An 18,109-nucleotide genomic window follows, 5' to 3' on the forward strand; every position below is an offset into this window, starting at 1 on the left:
GGAAATTCTGTAGATTCTCGACAAAGCAGGCAAAAACCGGGAACAACGCGCATGGCGCAGGCACAGCACGGCGCGAGACCACATTTCTCGCAACCGATCCGGCAAATCGTGATGATGCTGATCGCAATCGGGCTTTCGGGGCTGGGCGTGTTTCTGGCGCTTCCCTATGTGCGGCCGGTCTTCGAAGCGAACCCCTATCTGAACGGATTCATCCTTCTGGTCTTTTTCATCGGGGTGTTGGCCTGTTTCTATCAGGTGACGCAGTTGATCGGTTCGGTTCGCTGGATCGAGGCCTTCGTTGGCGGCGTCGTTCGCGAGGACGCCCAGACACCGCAATTGCTGGCCCCGTTGGCGTCGCTGCTGCGGTCACGCGGGGCGCGGTCCCAGATCAGCGCCAGCTCGGCCCGGTCGATTCTGGATTCGGTGGCCGTGCGGATCGAGGAAGAGCGCGAGTTCACCCGCTACATCACCAACCTTCTGATCTATCTGGGGCTGTTGGGCACCTTTTTCGGTCTGGCCACGACCGTTCCGGCCATCGTCGACACGATCCGCAGCCTGAACCCGCAGGAAGGCGAAGAAGGCTTGGCCGTGTTCAACCGTCTCATGTCCGGTCTGGAAAGCCAGCTTCAGGGCATGGGCGTGGCCTTTGGCTCTTCGCTGCTGGGGCTTGCGGGGTCGTTGATCGTCGGGCTGCTCGAGTTGTTCGCGGGTCACGGTCAGAACCGGTTCTACCGCGAGCTTGAGGAGTGGTTGTCCTCGATCACCCGGGTCGGGTTTGCCGCCGGCGACGAAGGCGGCGCCGAACTGGCCGTGCTGACGCCGGTTCTGGATGCGATGTCCGAACAGATGGACGCGCTGCAGGATCTGTTCGTCGCCCAGCAGGAAGACCGGGCCGAGGTTTCGGCCAGGTTGAGCAGCCTGGTCGACGTCATCGCCGAGATGAACCAGCGCCAGGCGCAGGGCGAGGACGTGACCGCCGCGCTGGAACGTGTGGCGCTGGGGCAAGAGGCGTTGTTGGATCACATGCGCGAACATGGCGCGGGCGAGGGGTTCGATGCCGAAAGCCGCATGCGCCTGCGGTCGATGGACGTGCAGTTGCTGCGCATTCTCGAAGAGATTGCGGCCGGTCGCCAAGACAGCATGAACGAATTGCGCAAGGATTTCGAGGTACTGATCAAGGCGCTGACCTCGTCACGCGGGGCGGTGCGACCGGCCTCGGGAGGAGACTAGATCATGGCCCTGTCCCGCCGCACCGGTCAGCGTTTTCAGGGCTCGGTCTGGCCCGGATTCGTCGATGCGATGACGGGGCTGTTGATGGTGCTGACCTTCGTGCTGACGATCTTCATGGTGGTGCAGTTCGTTCTGCGTGAAACGATTTCGGGGCAGGAGGATGAACTGACCCTGCTGTCGGACAAGGTCGCGGCGCTGGCCGACGCGCTGGGGCTGGAAGAGCGGGAAAACAGTCGCCTTCAGGCTCGCCTGGGCGCCTTGAATGCAACCCTGTCGCAGACGGAACAGGATCTGGCACAGGCACAGGCGCTGGTGTCTTCGTTGACCGCCGAGCGCGACCAGCGCGCCGCCGAACTGGAGGCCGCCCAGACGCGGATCACCGGGTTCGAAGCGCAGGTGGCCGCCCTGCTGGCCGAACAGCAGCGCACGCAGGCTCGGATTGGCGCTTTGGAAGATCAACGTCAGCAGTTGCTGTCCGAGCAGGAGGCGCTGAACCTGGCGCTGGCCCAAAGCCGGAACGAGATCGACGCCCAGACCGAGGCCGCGCGGCTGGCGGCGGCGCGGCGCGAGGCGCTTGAGGCGATGGTGGCGGATTTGGAAAAGGCCGGCGAGGAGCAGGCGGCGCAGATTTCCCAGTTGCAGTCCCGGTTGACCGAGGAAGAAGCCGCCCGCCTGGCCGAGACTGCGGCCGCCGAAGCGTTGCGTGAGAAACTGCAGGACGCGGATGCCGAATTGACCGCGATGACGCTGGCGCTCGAGGCGCAGCGGAAAGAGGCCGAGGAAACCCTGACCCTGCTGGCGGCGGCCGAGGCCGCCAAGGCCGAGCTGGAGCGGCAATTCGGTGAATTGAACCCCGAAGAACTCAAGGTCCGGTTGGAGGCGGCGTTGACCGCCCGGACAGAGGCCGAGACCGAGGCCGACCGGCAACGGAGGCTGGCAGCCGAGCGCGAGGCCCTGTTGGAGATTGCTCGTGACACGCTGGCCGAGGAAAAGGCCATTTCGACCGAGGCGCAGCGCCAGACGGCTTTGCTGAACCAGCAGATAGCCGCTTTGCGCAATCAGTTGGGGTCGCTTCAGGCCCTGTTGGATGACTACAAGGAACGCAACGCCGCCGCCGAGGTGCAGATTCAGACGCTTGGGCAGGACCTGAACGCAGCTTTGGCGCGGGCCGCTTCGGAAGAGAGGAAACGGCGGCTTCTGGAAGAGGCGGAACGGATCCGTCTCGAGGCCGAGGCCGAGAAACTGGCCGGCCAGAACCAGGAGCTTGCGCGGCAGGCAGAGGATCTGCAACGCTATCGTTCCGAGTTCTTCGGCCGGCTGCGGGACGTTCTGGGCAACCAGGAGGGGGTGCGCATCGAGGGCGACCGTTTCGTGTTCTCCTCCGAAGTTCTGTTCCCGCCGGGGTCGGCCGTCCTGTCGGAAGACGGCAAGCGCGAAGTCGCCAAGGTGGCCAACATCCTGCGCAGCGTGGCGGCGGAAATCCCGTCGGAACTGAACTGGGTGATCCGTGTGGACGGTCATACCGATAACGTTCCGGTGACGCCCGGCGGGCGGTATCGCGATAATTGGGAGCTCAGTCAGGCGCGGGCTTTGTCGGTCGTGCGCTACATGGTCGACGAACTGGGAATCCCACCCAATAGGCTTGCCGCCAACGGGTTTGGTGAGTTTCAGCCCGTGGATAACGCCGACACGCCCGAAGCCCGCGCAAGAAACCGCCGGATCGAGCTGAAGCTGACCGAACGCTGACACGGCGAATTTCGAACGGACGTCGGCAGCCGGTTGTCCGCCTCAATGCAGTTGCATATCGAAGAAAAAGTCGCGATGGTCCCAGGCGCATCGCCTGGGCCGGTTCCTGCCATGGCAATGCAGCCTATGGCTGTGGTCGCAAGGGCAATTGTCCAGATAATTGCGATTTGGCAGGTCATACCGTTTTCCGAATTGGATGGCTGTTTCGGATTATACGGTTGGCAGGTGCCGATCCGTCGCTGGGCCCGCCAAATGGGAGCAACGCATAAAAAAACCCGGCAGCACCGCTGCCGGGTCCCATGTCTGATGTCCCATCGGGGTCAGTCCGCTGTCAACAGTGGCGGTTTGTTGCCGGAAATCCGCGGGTTTTCAGGGCCGAGAATCTCCAGATCCAACTCGCCCTTCTTGACCGACACGCGAACCACGCCGCCCTTTGCCAGCTTGCCAAACAACAGCTCTTCGGCCAGGGGCTTTTTGATGTGCTCCTGGATCACGCGACCCAATGGGCGGGCGCCCATCTTGTCGTCATAGCCCTTGTCAGCCAGCCATTCGGCAGCCTTTGGGGTCAGGTCGATGGTCACGCCACGATCCAGCAACTGCGCCTCAAGCTGCAGAACGAATTTCTCGACCACCTGCAGGATGACCTCTTTCGGCAGCGGGGCGAACGAGATCACCGCGTCCAGACGGTTGCGGAATTCAGGGGTGAACATCCGTTCGATTGCGGCGGTATCTTCACCCTCACGCCGGTCGCGGGCAAAGCCGATAGCGGCCTTGGCCTGTTCCTGCGCGCCCGCGTTCGAGGTCATGATCAACACCACGTTGCGGAAGTTCACCGTCCGGCCGTTGTGATCGGTCAGCTCGCCGTGGTCCATCACCTGCAGCAGGATGTTGAACACATCTGGGTGCGCTTTCTCGATCTCGTCCAGCAGCAGCACGCAATGCGGGTGCTGGTCAACGCCGTCAGTCAGCAGTCCGCCCTGATCGAAGCCGACATAGCCCGGAGGCGCACCGATCAGACGGCTGACCGCGTGTTTCTCCATGTATTCCGACATGTCGAAGCGCAGCAGTTCCACGCCGAGTGTATCGGCCAGTTGCTTGGCGACCTCGGTTTTGCCCACACCGGTCGGGCCGGCGAACAGGTAGTTTCCGATCGGTTTTTCCGGCTCGCGCAGACCGGCCCGTGCCAGCTTGATTGCGCTGGACAGAGCCTCGATTGCCTGGTCCTGCCCGAACACCACCCGTTTCAACGAGTTCTCAAGGTCCTTCAGAACCTCGGCATCGTCCTTGGTGACATTCTTCGGCGGAATGCGCGCGATCTTGGCCACCACGGCCTCGATCTCCTTGACGCCGATGGTCTTGCGCCGCTTGCTTTCAGCCACAAGATGCTGGGCCGCACCGGCCTCGTCGATCACGTCGATCGCCTTGTCAGGCAGTTTGCGGTCGTTGATGTAACGCGCAGACAGCTCGACCGCGGTCTTGATCGCGTCGGCGGTGTATTTGATGTCGTGATGCTCTTCGAAATAGGGCTTGAGACCGCGCAGGATCTTCACGCTGTCCTCGACCGAGGGTTCATTTACGTCGATCTTCTGGAACCGGCGCGACAACGCGCGGTCCTTCTCGAAGTGCTGGCGGAACTCCTTGTAGGTGGTCGAACCCATGGTGCGCAGCTTGCCGCCCTGCAACGCAGGCTTCAGCAGGTTCGAGGCATCCATGGCCCCGCCCGACGTAGCGCCGGCACCGATCACGGTGTGAATCTCGTCGATGAACAGCACGGCGTCGGGGTGGTCCTCAAGCTCGGTCACCACGGCCTTGAGCCGCTCTTCGAAATCGCCACGATAGCGCGTGCCGGCCAGCAGCGCGCCCATGTCCAGCGAATAGATGGTCGTGTTCGACAGCACCTCGGGCGCGTCGCCCTGAACGATCTTGTAGGCCAGTCCTTCCGCAATCGCCGTCTTGCCCACACCCGGATCACCCACCAGCAGCGGGTTGTTCTTGCGTCGGCGGCACAGAACCTGAATGCAGCGCTCGACCTCGTCGGCGCGACCGATCAGCGGATCGACATCGCCTGCGCGGGCCTTGGCGTTCAAGTCCACGCAATACTTGCCCAGCGCGCTTTCCTTCTGGTCGGCTTCGCCGGCAGAGGACTGGGTTTCCTCTTCGCCCTGATCAGCCCCGGTGACCGGGCGATTTTCGCCATAGGCCGGGTCCTTGGCCACACCATGCGCGATGAAATTCACCGCGTCATAGCGGGTCATGTCCTGCTCTTGCAGGAAATAGGCGGCGTTGCTTTCACGCTCGGCGAAAATGGCCACCAGCACGTTCGCACCGGTCACCTCGGTCCGACCCGAACTTTGGACATGAATCGCCGCTCGCTGGATCACGCGCTGGAATGCCGCGGTCGGCACCGCCTCGGACCCGTCGATGTCGGTGACGAGGTTCGACAGGTCTTCGTCTATGAATTCGACCAAAGACCGGCGCAATTCTTCCAGATCCACGCTGCACGCCTTCATGACGCGCACCGCGTCAGGCTCCTCAAGCAACGCCAGCAGAAGATGTTCCAGCGTTGCGAATTCGTGACGCCGTTCGTTCGCCGCCGCCAGGGCCGCATGGATGGCTTGTTCAAGTGTGCTCGAGAATGAAGGCACGCGGGTGCTCCTCTAGTATTGGGCCGGACAGGGGGTTCGAGAATGGGTCGGATCCCCATCCCAACCATGACCTCATACTATTAGAGTTTGGTTGATCAGGCCGACGCTTCAAGGGTTTTCTTTCACTTGACAGTCACATTTACTGCGACCGTGTCCGTGATGAAGGGCATTTAGGCATCAAAAACGGTCTTTTCTAGCCCTGATCTCGGCAAAAACCTGGACGGGGTCTGCGCCGACCATGCCCAGATGCGCCTGAATGGCGGGATCCCTGGCGCGCAGAAACGGGTTCGTTGCCTTTTCCAGGCCCAATGATGACGGAACGGTCGGTCGGCCTGCCGCCCGCGCCGCGTCGATTTCGGCAGCGCGTCGTTGCAGGGCGGGGTTTTCCGGATCGACGGTCAAGGCAAACCGCGCGTTGGACTGGGTATATTCGTGCCCGGAACAGACCAGCGTATCGTCGGGCAGGGCGGCCAGTTTGGACAACGAGGACCACATCTGCTCGGCGTTGCCCTCGAACAGGCGGCCGCAGCCCAGCGCCATCAGGCTGTCGGCGGTGAACACCGCATGGCTTTGCGGCATGTAATAGGCAACATGGCCCACCGTGTGTCCCGAAACGTCAAAGACCTCGACAGGTTCGCCGCCGATTTCGAACAGGTCGCCCTCGGCCACCTGCATATCCAGGCTGGGAAGACGATGCGCGTCGGCCGCGGCGCCGACGACCTGGGCTGGGTGCCGGTCCAGTATGTCGGCCAAGCCATCGACGTGGTCCCAGTGGTGATGGGTCAGCAGCACATGGGTCAGGCGCCAGCCGCGTGCGTCGAGTTCGGACAAGATCGGGCCAGCCTCGGGGGCGTCGATCAGGGCCGTTTCGCCGGTGGTCGCGTCATGGGCCAGAAAGGCGTAGTTGTCGCTGAGGCACGGAACGGTGACGATTTCAAGAGGCATGGCCTTTTGCCCTTTCGTTGCTAGACTGCGGCCAGCTAAGCCGATTGACCGGGTGTCCGCAATGCATCTCGATGTGCAGGATCTGAGAAACTTCTACTATCGCAGCACGTTGGGGCGGGCCGCGCAGGCCGCCATTCGTGGGCGGTTGGTCGAGTTTTGGCCCGAGGCCAAAGGACAGACGGTTGCGGGGTTCGGCTTTGCCGTTCCGCTGTTGCGTCCGTATCTGGCGGATGCGAGGCGTGTGGTGGGCTTGATGCCCGGCCCGCAGGGGGTGATGCCCTGGCCCGCGGGAATGCCCAATGTGTCGGTGCTGACCGAAGAAACCGCGTGGCCCATTGAGACCGGACATGTGGACAAGCTGGTGGTGATGCACGGGCTGGAAACCTCAGAACGGCCCAGCCAGTTGCTGGAGGAATGCTGGCGCGTGCTGGGCCCCGGCGGACGCGCCATATTCGTAGTGCCCAACCGGGCCGGGCTGTGGTCACGGACCGATCGCACGCCGTTCGGGTATGGCCACCCGTACTCGGCGACCCAGTTGGACAAACAGCTGCGGGCTCACCATTTCCTGCCCGAAAAACACTGCTCGGCCCTCTACATGCCGCCGTCGTTTCGGCGCTTCTGGCTGCGCTCGGGCAGTCTGATCGAGAAAGCCGGCCAGCGCATTCCGACGATCATGGCCGGCGGGGTGCTGATGGTCGAGGCCGGCAAGCAGGTGTTTCCCCCCAGCGGCAGCGTCACGAAAGATCGGCAAAAACGCCCGATCAAAGCGCTGGACGGGCTGTTGAAGCCGGCGTGATGGCCTAGGCGCGGAAGGTCAGGCACAGAGGCGAAAAGCTGAGGGAAATCGGCCACAGGAATCGCAAAAACCCGCAACCTGGTAACATTTTTCACCGCGCTAGATGGGTTCAAAGGGTCGCACTTGACGTAAGTGCATGAAATCAAAGGTTTTGTGGATAAACTGCCATCCGGCATAACATATTGCTAGGTTGGATTGGCTCTGCTACATCCCCGGTGATTTTGATCCCCGCCCTTCAAGGACGGGGTTTCTTCACGCCCCCGGGCTGGCTGTTGCCGTGCAAATCCGGGGCCTAAAATATCGGAAGGGTGGACGTGTCCGAACCAGCTTCGATTTCCACGGGCATCGCCAAGCGCTATGCCACGGCGATCTTCGAGATCGCAAAAGAGAACAATGACCTTGCGGGCCTGGAATCCGGCATCAACGACCTGTCGGAGGCCCTGAGCGAAAGCGCCGAGTTGCGCGACGTGATTTCTTCACCTTTGATTTCGCGCGCCGACCAGCAGAAGGCGATCACTGCCGTTGCCGAAAAGATGGGGCTGAACCCGATCCTGCGCAACACGCTGGCGCTGATGGCGCAGAAACGCCGGCTGTTCGTGCTGCCGCAGTTGATCAAGGTCCTGCGCGAGATGCTGGCCGAGGAGCGCGGGGAAATCACTGCCGAAGTCGTGTCGGCCAAATCGCTGACCAAGACCCAGCTTGAAAAGCTGTCCAAGACACTGTCCGAGCGCGTGGGCAAGGACGTGACCATCCATGCGACCGTCGATGAAAGCCTCATCGGTGGTCTTGTCGTCAAAGTGGGCTCGCAGATGATCGACAGCTCGATCCGCTCCAAGCTCAACTCCCTACAGAATGCAATGAAAGAGGTCGGATAAATGGGTATCCAAGCTGCAGAGATTTCTGCGATCCTGAAGGACCAGATCAAGAATTTTGGTCAAGAAGCCGAAGTGGCCGAAATCGGCCGTGTGCTGAGCGTCGGTGACGGTATCGCCCGTGTGTACGGCCTGGACAACGTGCAAGCAGGCGAGATGGTCGAGTTCCCCGGCGGCATCATGGGCATGGCGCTGAACCTCGAGGCCGACAACGTCGGTGTCGTGATCTTCGGCTCGGACCGTGACATCAAGGAAGGTGACACCGTCAAGCGCACCAAGTCGATCGTGGACGTTCCGGTTGGTGACGAGCTGCTGGGCCGCGTTGTTGACGGCTTGGGCAACCCGCTGGACGGCAAGGGCCCCATCAATGCCAAGCAGCGCGGCGTCGCCGACGTCAAGGCGCCGGGCATCATCCCGCGTAAATCGGTGCACGAGCCGATGGCGACCGGCCTGAAGTCGGTTGACGCTATGATCCCGATCGGCCGCGGCCAGCGCGAGCTGATCATCGGTGACCGTCAGACCGGCAAGACCGCCGTGGCTCTGGACACCATCCTGAACCAGAAGGTCTACAACGACGCCGCCGGCGACGATGAATCGAAAAAGCTGTACTGCGTCTACGTGGCCATCGGCCAGAAGCGTTCGACCGTGGCCCAGCTGGTGAAGAAACTGGAAGAATCCGGCGCCATCGAATACTCGATCGTCGTGGCCGCAACTGCGTCTGACCCGGCGCCGATGCAGTTCCTGGCACCCTATGCCGCAACCGCGATGGCTGAATACTTCCGCGACAACGGCCGCCACGCCCTGATCATCTACGATGACCTGTCCAAACAGGCCGTCGCCTATCGTCAGATGTCGCTGCTGCTGCGCCGTCCGCCGGGGCGTGAAGCCTATCCGGGCGACGTTTTCTACCTGCACTCGCGCCTGCTGGAGCGTTCGGCCAAGCTGAACGAGGACTTCGGCGCCGGTTCGCTGACCGCTCTGCCGGTCATCGAAACCCAGGGCGGCGACGTGTCGGCCTTTATTCCGACCAACGTGATCTCGATCACCGACGGCCAGATCTTCCTGGAAACCGAGCTGTTCTATCAGGGTATCCGCCCCGCCGTGAACACCGGTCTGTCGGTTTCGCGCGTGGGTTCGTCGGCTCAGACCAACGCGATGAAGTCGGTTGCCGGTCCGGTGAAACTGGAACTGGCCCAGTATCGCGAAATGGCTGCCTTTGCGCAGTTTGGCTCTGACCTCGATGCCGCAACCCAGCAGCTGCTGAACCGTGGTGCGCGTCTGACCGAGCTGATGAAGCAGCCGCAGTACTCGCCGCTGACCAACGCGGAAATCGTCTGCGTGATCTTCGCCGGTACCAACGGCTATCTCGACAAGATCGACGTTTCGGACGTTGGCCGTTATGAGGCCGGTCTGCTGGCGCATCTGCGCGGCAAGCATGCCGATCTGCTGCAGTGGATCACCGACGAAGATCCCAAGATCAAGGGCGAGGCTGCCGACAAGATCAAGGCTGCGCTGGACGAATACGCCGCAACCTTCGCTTAAGGAGACGCGGCGATGCCAAGTCTTAAGGACCTTAAAAACAGGATCGAGTCGGTCAAATCGACCCGCAAGATCACCAAGGCCATGCAGATGGTCGCGGCCGCGAAACTGCGCCGCGCCCAGGAAGCTGCGGAACAGTCGCGCCCCTACGCCGAGCGGTTCAATGCCGTGATGGCGGGGCTGGCAGCATCGGTCGGGGGCAGCGACAGCGCCCCCAAGCTGCTGCGCGGCACGGGCAGCGACGATGTCCACCTTCTGGTCGTGATGACGGCCGAGCGTGGGCTCTGCGGCGGCTTCAACTCGAACATCGCCCGCCTGGCCCGCGCCAAGGCGGACGAGCTGCGCGGCAAGGGCAAGACGGTCAAGATCCTGACCGTAGGCAAGAAAGGTCGCGACGCGCTCAAGCGTGACTATGGCGACCTGTTCGTCGGTCACATCGACCTGAGCGAGGTCAAGCGCATCGGCTATGCCAATGCGCAGGACATCGCAAAGGACATCCTGTCGCGTTTCGACGCGGGCGAGTTCGACGTTGCCACGATCTTCTACGCGAAGTTCCAGAACGTCGTGACCCAGATCCCGACGGCCCAGCAGATCATCCCCGCCTCGTTCGAGGATGCCGAAGGGGACGACGGCGGCGCCGTGTTCGACTACGAGCCCAGCGAAGAGGCCATTCTGGCCGATTTGCTGCCCAAGGGGGTCGCCACGGCGATTTTCTCGGCTCTGCTTGAAAACGGGGCCTCGGAACAGGGTGCACGGATGTCCGCGATGGACAACGCGACGCGCAACGCGGGCGAGATGATCGACAAGCTGACGATCCAGTTCAACCGCTCGCGTCAGGCCGTGATCACCAACGAGCTGATTGAAATCATTTCCGGCGCCGAAGCGCTGTAGAGACAAACCGGAGACGAAACATGGCGAATGCAAAAGGCAAAGTCACACAGATCATCGGGGCCGTCGTCGACGTGCACTTCGACGATCAGCTGCCTGAAATTCTGAACGCGCTGGAAACTGAAAACAACGGCAAGCGCCTGGTGCTGGAAGTTGCCCAGCACCTGGGTGAGAACACCGTCCGTACCATCGCGATGGACGCAACCGAAGGCTTGGTCCGCGGGGCCGAGGTTGTTGACACCGGCGCACCGATCTCGGTGCCGGTCGGCAACGCCACCTTGGGCCGCATCCTGAACGTGGTCGGCGAGCCGATCGACGAAAAAGGCCCGGTCGAAGCGACTGAAACCCGCGCCATCCACCAGCCCGCCCCCTCGTTCGACGAACAGTCGACCGAGTCGGAAATCCTGGTCACCGGCATCAAGGTCGTTGACCTGCTGGCCCCCTACGCCAAAGGCGGCAAGATCGGTCTGTTCGGCGGCGCTGGTGTGGGCAAGACCGTTCTGATCATGGAGCTGATCAACAACATCGCGAAAGTGCACTCGGGCTTCTCGGTGTTCGCCGGTGTTGGTGAACGGACCCGTGAAGGCAACGACCTGTACCACGAGATGATCGAATCGAACGTCATCAAGCCCGACAACCTGTCGGAAAGCCAGGTGGCCCTGGTCTACGGCCAAATGAACGAGCCTCCGGGGGCGCGTGCCCGTGTTGCTCTGACCGGTCTGACCCTGGCCGAGCAGTTCCGCGACCAGTCCGGTACCGACGTTCTGTTCTTCGTCGACAACATCTTCCGCTTCACGCAGGCGGGCTCCGAGGTGTCGGCTCTGCTGGGTCGTATTCCTTCGGCTGTGGGCTACCAGCCGACGCTGGCCACCGACATGGGCGCCCTGCAGGAACGCATCACCTCGACCAAGAAGGGCTCGATCACCTCGGTGCAGGCGATCTACGTGCCCGCGGACGACCTGACCGACCCTGCGCCGGCAACCTCGTTCGCGCACCTGGACGCAACCACCGTTCTCAACCGTGCGATCTCGGAAAAGGGTATCTACCCGGCCGTGGACCCGCTCGACTCGACCTCGCGCCTGCTTGACCCGGCCATCGTCGGCGAGCGTCACTACAAGGTTGCGACCGACGTTCAGCAGATCCTCCAGCGCTACAAGTCGCTGCAGGACATCATCGCCATCCTCGGCATGGACGAACTGTCGGAAGAGGACAAGCTGACCGTGGCCCGCGCCCGTAAGATCGAGCGCTTCCTGTCGCAGCCGTTCGACGTGGCCGAAGTCTTCACCGGTTCGCCGGGTGTTCAGGTTCCGCTGGAAGTTACCATCGACTCGTTCGAGCGTGTCGTGGCCGGCGAATTCGACCACCTGCCCGAAGCGGCCTTCCTGATGGTTGGTGGCATCGACGAAGTGATCGCCAAAGCCGAGAAGATGGCCGCAGCAGCTGCCTAAGGAGTATCCCCGATGGCAAACACGATGCAATTCGACCTCGTCAGCCCGGAGCGGAGCCTTGCTTCGCTTCAGGCCAGCGCGGTCCAGATTCCCGGCGCGGACGGGGACATGACGGCGATGCCCGATCATGCCCCCACGATCACGACGCTGCGTCCGGGCATCCTGAAGGTCGAAGCGCCCGAAGGGACCAGCGAATACCTGGTCACCGGCGGGTTTGCCCAGATCAACGGCGATGCCCTGTCGGTGCTGGCCGAAAAGGCCATCCCGGTTGACGAAGTGACCCGCACCCATCTGGACGAGCTGATTGCCGAGGCGCGCGCCTCGCACGAGGCGGCGAAGGAAAACGGCGAGCAGACCATTGTCGACGAGGCAGCCAAGCTGTTGGCCGACATGGAAGCGCTGGGAACGCATATGAGCCTGTAAGGCCACTGCACTATCGGAATTGGAAACGGCCCTGCTGCTGCGGGGCCGTTTTTTTGTCGTGATTTTGTCAGGGTGCAGGGCTAAGCTTCGGAAATTCAAGCCAAAGAAGAATGATGAAGAAATTTCTGACTCACCCTATTGGAATTGACCAAGGCGAGGCGGTCTTGTTTTCGGAATTCGCCGACGGCGGCGATATGTGGACAGGCGAAGGGCCGCGCGAGCGGCGCGCCGCCATTCGCTTCAACGAAGCTTTCCGCTCGGCCCCGGTCGTGCAGATTGGCGTTTCTCTTTGGGATGTCGATACGTCTTCGGCCCTGCGCGCCGAATTGTTGGCCGAGAACATCAGCCCGCAAGGTTTTGACGCTGTGTTTCGCACATGGTCCGACACCCGCATCGCCCGAATTCGGGTCGCATGGACGGCAACCGGCGAGGTTTCGCACCCGGATGACTGGGACATCTCGTGACCGGCTTTGTCGGGCAACGAAAAAAAGCGAAAACCGGCTGAGCGGTTTTCGCTTTGGGGTCGTGAAGGTCCAGGCGGTCGCCCGGTCAGCTCGTGTGGTACAGCGTCTCGTAGATCGGGGTCAGGGTTTTGTCTTCGAACAGGGACGACACTGAGGTTCCGTTCCAGATGTTCAGGATCGCCTGAGTAAAGATCGGCGCGGTCGGAACCGTGCGGATGTTCTTGGCATCCTGGATTTCCTTGGTGGGCTGGATCGTGTCGGTCAGAACCAGCGATTTCATCGCCGAGTTCGATACCCGCTCGACGGCGGGGCCGCTCATGACGCCATGGGTGATGTAGGAATGCACTTCCTTGGCCCCGTTGTCCATCAGGACCTGGGCCGCCTTGCACAGGGTCCCGGCGGTGTCGCAGATGTCATCCACGATCAGGCAGATCTTGTCGGTCACGTCGCCGATCACAGTCATCTCGGCCACTTCTCCGGCCTTTTCGCGGCGTTTGTCCACGATCGACAGCGGGGCGTTGATGCGTTTGGCCAGTTCGCGGGCACGGGCCACGCCGCCCACGTCGGGCGAGACGACCATGATTTCGTCCAGCCGGTCCTTGAACTGGTTTTTCACGTCCAGCGCAAAGATCGGCGAGGCATAGAGGTTGTCGACTGGGATGTCGAAAAAGCCCTGGATCTGGGCGGCGTGCAGATCCATGGTCAGAACCCGCTCGATCCCGGCACCGGTCAGCATGTTGGCCACCAGTTTGGCGCTGATCGGGGTGCGGGCCTTGGTGCGGCGGTCCTGACGAGCGTAGCCGAAATAGGGGATCACAGCCGTGATCCGACGCGCCGAAGACCGGCGCAATGCGTCGGCGATGATCAGCAGCTCCATCAGGTTGTCATTGGCCGGGTTCGAGGTCGGCTGGATGATGAACATGTCCTCGCCGCGGACGTTTTCGAACACCTCGACGAAGATTTCTCCGTCGTTGAAGCGTTCGACGCGGGCATCGACCAACCCCTGCTCGACACCTCGGTGCAGGCTCATGCGGCGGGCAATGGATTCGGCAAGCGGAAGGTTTGCGTTCCCAGCGATAAGCTTGGGTTCGTGACGTGTCGGCATCGGCTGAGGTCCCCGGGCAGCAGTGGCAATGTGACAGATTCGTGATGTTGACACCGCTTAGCATGGCCTTACCGTCACGCAAAGATAACAGGGTGGAGAAAGTGCACATGGCCGACATTGACTACTTTTTTGCGACACTGTCGCCCTATTCCTACCTCGCCGGACTGCGGCTGGAGGAGATCGCGGCCAAGCACGGCGCCACCATCGCGTACAAGCCTGTTGACATCATAGCGCTGTTCGGGCGCACCGGCGGCGTGCCCCCCAAGGACCGCCACCCGTCGCGCATCGAGTATCGTGCGCAGGAACTGGTGCGCCAAGCCAAGAAGACGGGCCTGCCGTTCAACCTGCAACCTGCACATTGGCCGACCAACGCAGCGCCGTCCTCATACGCCATCATCGCGGCCATTCAGGATGGATCGGGCGACGTGGGCAAGCTGTGCCATTCCTTTCTGCGCGCCTGCTGGGCCGAGGACAGGGACATCGCGCAGGATGACGTGATCCGCGACTGTCTGGCCGGGGCGGGCTTTGACCCGGCGCTGGCCGACAGCGGCCTGCTGATCGGGGCCGAGACCTACGCCGCCAATCTCGAAGAAGCGGTGGACCGCGGCGTGTTTGGCGCGCCTTTCTACATCACGCAAGACGACCAAAGGTTCTGGGGGCAGGACCGGCTTGAGGATCTGGACCAGCATCTGGCGACGCTCAAGGCATGACCAAGGCCAAGCCCGTGCTGCCGCCCGTTCACGTTCGCACTCTTGAGGCGGGCACCCGAAAGGTGCTGGCGCTGCATTGCACGATCGCGCATTCCGGTGCGTGGTCGGGTCTGGCGGCCGCTTTGGGCAACCGGGCCACGCTGATCGCACCCGACATGCTGTCGCACGGGCGCAGCCCGGATTGGGACGGGCAGGGAGACTTCTTCGACCTGACCACAGCCCTGTCGCGGGCGCAGCTGAGCGAACCGATGGACGTGATCGGGCATAGTTTCGGTGCGATGGTCGCGCTGCGGCTGGCCATCGAATACCCGGACCTGGTGCGCAGCGCCGTTCTGATCGAACCCGTGTTCTTTGCCGTCGCCCACCAAGACGCGCCTGCGCTTGCGGCGCAACACGCGGCCGAGTCTCAGCCCTACAAAGCCGCCCTTGCTGAAGGCGACGCGCCCCGGGCCGCCCGCCTGTTCAACCGCATGTGGGGCACGACCGACCGTAGCCCGCGCTGGCCGGATCTGCCCGAGCGGACCCGAAATGCGATGATCCGGGGTGTTGGCGTGGTTGGCGCGGTCGAGGGGCCGCTGTTCCGCGATACTACTGGCCTGCTGGCCCCGACGGCCATGGCGCGGGCTACGATGCCGATCCTGCTGCTGCATGGTTCGGCCTCGCACCCGATCATGGCGGTGGTCAATGCCGGGCTGCGCGCCCGCTTGCCCGATGCCCGGCAGGCTGTTCTTGAGGGGGCAGGGCACATGCTGCCCATCTCGCACCCGGGCGAGACGGCAGCGCAGGTCGAGGCGTTCTGGCGCGCCTAGAGCAGCGCCAGGAACCGGTCGATTTCTTCGGTCGGTGTCGACCAGTCGCAGACGAACCGGCAGGCGAGCATCTCGTCCTCGTCCAGGCCGTCCAGCGAGTCGCCCCACAGGTGATAGATCGCACCGGCCGCGTCCAGCCGCTTGTGCAGGCTGCGGGGAAAGCTGGCAAAGATGATGTTGGCCTGGGGTTCATGCAGAAACTGCGCACCCGCAGCCCGCAGCCCATCGGCCAGACGCGCACAGTTGGCGTTAGCCTTTCGGGCCGATCGCAGCCACAGATCATCGCGCAGATAGGCCGCCATCTGGGCCGACAGATACCGGTGCTTGGAAAACAGATGCGCCCCGCGCTTGCGGCGCAACTCGAACTCCCAGGCCTTGCTTTCGTCGAAGAAGATCACCGCTTCGACCCCCATCAGCCCGTTCTTGGTGCCGCCAAAGCTGACCGCATCCACGCCCGCCTTCCACGTCATCTCGGCCGGAGAGCAGTTCAGCGTGACCAGCGCATTGGTGAACCGTGCGCCATCCATGTGGACGGGCAGGCCGAACTCCTTGGCGACCCCGCACAGCGCTTGCAGCTCGGCCAGCGAATAGACCGAGCCCCGCTCGGTCACCTGAGTGATCGACACCGGGCCACGCTGAGGACCGTGCACGCCGCGGGTCTCTTCTGCGGCGATGGTGCGGCGCAGTGCATCCGGCTGCATCTTGTCGCCGCCCGGAACCAGCGTCAGCTTGGCGCCGGTGTAGAATTCGGGCGCGTTGCACTCGTCCTCATGAATATGCGCGACGGGCGAGCAGAATATGGTCTCCCACGGTTGCGACAGGGTCGCCAGGGCCAGCGAGTTGGCCGCCGTTCCGGTTGCCACCAGATAGACCGCTGCCCCGGGCGCCTCAAAGATGGCCCGAATCCGGTCGCGCACTTCGTTCATCAGATCGTCGGCGCCGTAAGCCATCTGATAGCCCTGATTGGCCTCGGCCAGAGCGGTCAGGACCTCGGGGTGGACGGGCCCGGAATTGTCAGAGGCGAAATGCATCAGGTTGGCTCCTCGATGATGTAGTCTTCCCACTCTTCCTCGGGCGTCTCGAATTCGGACACGGTCAGGCCCTGAACCGAAACGCCAGCGGCGTGGACGCTGTCGGGCGACCCTGACAGCAACGGGTGCCAATCGTAAAGGGGCTTGCCCTCCCACAACAGGCGGTAGGCGCAGGTCTGCGGCAACCAGTAGGCGTGTTCGTGAATGTTGTCCGGGCGCATGACGATGCATTCCGGTACGAACTGGTGGCGGATGTCATACTGGGTGCAGCGGCAAGTCGCGTCATCCAGCAGCCGGCAGGCGACACGGGTCAGGGCAACCTCGCCGCTGTCCTCGTCCTCGAGTTTGTTCAGGCAGCACTTGCCGCAGCCGTCGCACAGGGCTTCCCATTCACGCGGGGTCATCTTTTGCAGGGGTTTGCGCTCCCAAAAACGTGGGGTCAGCCCGGCGCGGTCGATCGGATCCTTGCTCATGTCGCGGCCAGGATCTTGCGCGCGCGATCGCAGTCTTCGGTCATCTGGGCGATCAGAGCATCGAGGCCGTCAAAGGTCATCTCAGGGCGCAGGAATTCGACCAGGGCCACCGAGAGGGTCGCACCATAGAGATCGCCGGAGAAGTCAAACAGGAAGGTTTCGATATTCGGGACCTCGCCATGGAACATTGGCCGCACCCCGACCGAGGCCGCCCCGTGATAGCTGCCGGCATGCGGGCCATCCAGCACGTCGACCAGAACCACATAGACGCCGAATTTCGGGGGGTGGATTCCTTCGATCGACATATTGGCCGTCGGAAAGCCTAATTCGCGGCCGCGCTGTTCGCCGCCGATCACCTCGCCTTCGATCCGGTGCCAGTGGCCCAGCATGGCCGCCGCGTCCCGCGGGCGACCATCGCTCAGGGCTTGCCGGATCGCGGTGGACGAGACCACGTGAGCGGATTGCTGCATCAATGGGGCGATGGTGACGCCGAACCCCATCTGCCGGCCGAACTGCACCATATCCTGCGCGGTGCCGCTGCGGCCTTTACCGAAACAGAAATCGGCCCCGATCACCACATGGGCCAGACCCAAACCTTCGCAGATCACGTTGCTGGCGAATTCCTCGGGCGTCAGCCCGGCGAGCGCGGCGTTGAACGGCAGTTCGTACAGTTTCTGCACACCCAGCTTCTCCAGCCGGTGCGCACGCGCATTTCCGCGCATAAGACGAAAGGGCGGGGCTTCCGGGGCGAAATATTCGCGCGGGTGCGGCTCGAAGGTCAGAACGCCCAAGGGCGCATCGGGGCATGCCTTCCGGGCCAGATCGATCACCGACTGGTGGCCAATATGAACGCCATCGAAATTCCCGATCGCGGCGCTGGCGCCGCGGTCCTCTGGATCGACATACTTGTAGTCCCGGATGATCTGCATGGGGCTTGCCTAGCGGGACTGTCCACCGGGTTCAAGCGGCAGTTCCAGACTGGGGC

17 protein-coding genes are annotated in these 18,109 nt (G+C 62.7%); 11 read left to right on the forward strand and 6 right to left on the reverse strand.

Annotated elements, in window-relative coordinates; all coding sequences use genetic code 11:
• Positions 1-51: 51 nt before the first annotated feature.
• Both AC2FME_RS13095 and AC2FME_RS13100 read left to right on the forward strand, forming a co-directional pair.
• A complete protein-coding gene (locus AC2FME_RS13095) occupies positions 52-1,230 on the forward strand; it encodes a biopolymer transporter ExbB (protein WP_496800638.1) in 1,179 nt (392 codons plus the stop codon).
• A 3-nt stretch (positions 1,231-1,233) separates the two neighbouring features.
• Positions 1,234-2,976 (forward strand): peptidoglycan -binding protein, encoded by a 1,743-nt coding sequence (locus AC2FME_RS13100; RefSeq protein ID WP_496800639.1) that lies wholly within the window; start codon positions 1,234-1,236, stop codon positions 2,974-2,976.
• Positions 2,977-3,296: 320 nt separating this feature from the next.
• Here AC2FME_RS13100 and clpA read toward each other — a convergent pair whose 3' ends face one another.
• Together clpA and gloB are read right to left on the reverse strand one after the other, a co-directional pair.
• On the reverse strand, positions 3,297-5,621 hold the full coding sequence (gene clpA / locus AC2FME_RS13105; RefSeq protein ID WP_496800640.1) for an ATP-dependent Clp protease ATP-binding subunit ClpA: 2,325 nt from the start codon (positions 5,619-5,621) through the stop codon (positions 3,297-3,299).
• A gap of 177 nt (positions 5,622-5,798) precedes the next feature.
• Positions 5,799-6,566: a hydroxyacylglutathione hydrolase gene (gene gloB, locus AC2FME_RS13110; protein ID WP_496743469.1), complete on the reverse strand. Its 768-nt coding sequence runs from the start codon at positions 6,564-6,566 to the stop codon at positions 5,799-5,801.
• A 61-nt stretch (positions 6,567-6,627) separates the two neighbouring features.
• On the opposite strand from gloB, the gene AC2FME_RS13115 reads away from it, so the two are divergent.
• The 7 genes from AC2FME_RS13115 (at position 6,628) to AC2FME_RS13145 (ending at position 12,996) form a co-directional block, all read left to right on the forward strand.
• Positions 6,628-7,362, forward strand: a complete 735-nt coding sequence (locus AC2FME_RS13115) for a class I SAM-dependent methyltransferase (protein ID WP_496678630.1) — start codon at positions 6,628-6,630, stop codon at positions 7,360-7,362.
• A gap of 314 nt (positions 7,363-7,676) precedes the next feature.
• Positions 7,677-8,237, forward strand: a complete 561-nt coding sequence (locus tag AC2FME_RS13120) for a F0F1 ATP synthase subunit delta (RefSeq protein WP_496678628.1) — start codon at positions 7,677-7,679, stop codon at positions 8,235-8,237.
• The gene (gene atpA, locus AC2FME_RS13125) at positions 8,238-9,776 is read left to right on the forward strand and encodes a F0F1 ATP synthase subunit alpha (RefSeq protein WP_496678627.1); all 1,539 of its coding nucleotides are present in this window, start codon (positions 8,238-8,240) and stop codon (positions 9,774-9,776) included.
• 12 nt (positions 9,777-9,788) lie between these two features.
• Positions 9,789-10,664, forward strand: coding sequence for a F0F1 ATP synthase subunit gamma (locus tag AC2FME_RS13130; RefSeq protein WP_496743473.1), 876 nt, complete (start codon positions 9,789-9,791; stop codon positions 10,662-10,664).
• A 20-nt stretch (positions 10,665-10,684) separates the two neighbouring features.
• The gene (gene atpD / locus AC2FME_RS13135) at positions 10,685-12,109 is read left to right on the forward strand and encodes a F0F1 ATP synthase subunit beta (RefSeq protein ID WP_490359724.1); all 1,425 of its coding nucleotides are present in this window, start codon (positions 10,685-10,687) and stop codon (positions 12,107-12,109) included.
• A gap of 12 nt (positions 12,110-12,121) precedes the next feature.
• Positions 12,122-12,532 carry a F0F1 ATP synthase subunit epsilon gene (locus AC2FME_RS13140; RefSeq protein ID WP_170365421.1) on the forward strand — a complete coding sequence of 137 codons (411 nt, stop codon included), beginning with the start codon at positions 12,122-12,124 and terminating at the stop codon, positions 12,530-12,532.
• A gap of 113 nt (positions 12,533-12,645) precedes the next feature.
• The gene (locus AC2FME_RS13145; RefSeq protein ID WP_496800641.1) at positions 12,646-12,996 is read left to right on the forward strand and encodes an H-type lectin domain-containing protein; all 351 of its coding nucleotides are present in this window, start codon (positions 12,646-12,648) and stop codon (positions 12,994-12,996) included.
• 85 nt (positions 12,997-13,081) lie between these two features.
• Here the strand turns inward: AC2FME_RS13145 and AC2FME_RS13150 are convergent, their stop codons facing one another.
• The gene (locus AC2FME_RS13150; RefSeq protein ID WP_496678622.1) at positions 13,082-14,101 is read right to left on the reverse strand and encodes a ribose-phosphate pyrophosphokinase; all 1,020 of its coding nucleotides are present in this window, start codon (positions 14,099-14,101) and stop codon (positions 13,082-13,084) included.
• A gap of 107 nt (positions 14,102-14,208) precedes the next feature.
• On the opposite strand from AC2FME_RS13150, the gene AC2FME_RS13155 reads away from it, so the two are divergent.
• Positions 14,209-14,811: a 2-hydroxychromene-2-carboxylate isomerase gene (locus tag AC2FME_RS13155; RefSeq protein WP_496678620.1), complete on the forward strand. Its 603-nt coding sequence runs from the start codon at positions 14,209-14,211 to the stop codon at positions 14,809-14,811.
• Positions 14,808-15,620 carry an alpha/beta fold hydrolase gene (locus AC2FME_RS13160; protein WP_496800642.1) on the forward strand — a complete coding sequence of 271 codons (813 nt, stop codon included), beginning with the start codon at positions 14,808-14,810 and terminating at the stop codon, positions 15,618-15,620. Before AC2FME_RS13155 ends, AC2FME_RS13160 begins: the two co-directional genes overlap by 4 nt.
• Here the strand turns inward: AC2FME_RS13160 and AC2FME_RS13165 are convergent.
• Genes AC2FME_RS13165 through AC2FME_RS13175 form a run of 3 tightly spaced genes read right to left on the reverse strand, consistent with a single transcriptional unit; the run spans position 15,617 to position 18,053 of the window.
• Entirely contained in the window at positions 15,617-16,651 is a 1,035-nt protein-coding gene (locus AC2FME_RS13165; RefSeq protein ID WP_496800643.1) for a threonine aldolase family protein, read from the reverse strand. The genes AC2FME_RS13160 and AC2FME_RS13165 overlap by 4 nt on opposite strands.
• Positions 16,651-17,124 carry a YcgN family cysteine cluster protein gene (locus AC2FME_RS13170; protein WP_496678614.1) on the reverse strand — a complete coding sequence of 158 codons (474 nt, stop codon included), beginning with the start codon at positions 17,122-17,124 and terminating at the stop codon, positions 16,651-16,653. The genes AC2FME_RS13165 and AC2FME_RS13170 overlap by 1 nt, the downstream gene beginning before the upstream one ends.
• Positions 17,121-18,053, reverse strand: a complete 933-nt coding sequence (locus AC2FME_RS13175) for a bifunctional riboflavin kinase/FAD synthetase (protein ID WP_496800644.1) — start codon at positions 18,051-18,053, stop codon at positions 17,121-17,123. Before AC2FME_RS13175 ends, AC2FME_RS13170 begins: the two co-directional genes overlap by 4 nt.
• Positions 18,054-18,109 lie beyond the last annotated feature (56 nt).

The organism is Ruegeria sp. BHSC026, from assembly GCF_059613065.1.